The sequence below is a fragment of the Streptomyces sp. NRRL WC-3549 genome, from assembly GCF_000721935.1.
Classification (GTDB): Bacteria; Actinomycetota; Actinomycetes; order Streptomycetales; family Streptomycetaceae; genus Streptomyces.
The window spans coordinates 76,331-77,476 of the sequence record NZ_KL585445.1; the positions used below are offsets into that span (position 1 = coordinate 76,331).

A 1,146-nucleotide genomic window follows, 5' to 3' on the forward strand; every position below is an offset into this window, starting at 1 on the left:
GGGGGAGCCACTCGGGGCGCCCGGCCCGGCGGCGGCGCTGCCGCAGTCGTCGTCACCGTCACGGAAGAGCAGGTGCACGGGGATCGGCGCGGTGGTCCCGCCGGCGACGAGGGGGCGCCGCCGTCCGGTCTCCCACCGCGCGTCCGGACCGCCGGGGCCCCCGGGGACGGGCGCCGGGGCGCCGGCCTCGCGGCCCGCCGCCCGACCCGTACCCCGGTCCGCCTCCCGGCCCGTTCCCCGGCCCGTTCCCCGCCCCGTCCCCCGGGACGCCCTCGGGAGCACGCGGACATCGCCGCCCGCCGAGCGCCCCGCGTCGTAGCCCGTCTCGGGGCCCGCGTCCTGCGGGACGTCGGAGGCCACCGGTGCCGGGTGCGCCGCCGGCCGGGTGAGCTCAGGGGCCGTGACGGGGCCACTCGCCCCCCGGTCCGGTCCGGTGGAAACGCGGGGGGCAGCCGCCCCTTGGCCCGTCGTCACCGGGGAGACGTCTCCGGCCCCCGGTTCCTCCGCGTCGAGGCCGAGCAGCGCCACGGCCAGGGCCTGCGCCTGCTGTCCCGTCCTCGCCCCCCGGCGGACACCGGCCACCGCGTCGAGCGCGGGCCCGAGATCCGCGGGCACCTCGCCCAGGGCCGCCTCCAGGTCGGCCGTGTCCTCCGCCACGGCGCGGTGGGGGGCGGCCTCGCCGGGTGCCGGTGCCCCGCGGTCCGCGTGGGTACCGGCAGCGGCGTGGCAGTCCTCGCGGAGCGGGACGGCTCCGGGGCAGTCCTCGCGGGGCGGGACGACTCCGGGGAAGCCCTCCCCCGAGCCCGCCGAATCGACCGGCACGCCACCGGCACGGCCCGCGCCGCTCCCGGCCTCCGACGCATCCCGGCGGCCCGGGCCGCCCTGGCCGTCCACGGCGGAACCGGCCCCGCGCGACGGCGCCCGGTCGTCGGGTGCGGCCCGCCCCGCCTCCTCCGCCCCACCCGGCACCGCCGTACCCTCGGGGACTTCGCCGCCGCACGCCCCCGGGGCGTCCACGGTGCCCGGGGCCCCCGGAGCACTCGTGATACCTGGGGCTCCCGGAGCGGCCATGGCACCCGGGCCGTCCGGAGCACCCGTGAGACCCGGGGCACCCATGAGACCCGGGGCGCCGGGACCGGCGGGCAT

General features: G+C 81.9%; 1 pseudogene. It reads right to left on the minus strand.

The features are described from left to right. A pseudogene (locus tag IH13_RS43755) lies at window positions 1–969 on the minus strand (hypothetical protein); the annotation flags it as partial. Window positions 970–1,146: the final 177 nt, after the last annotated feature.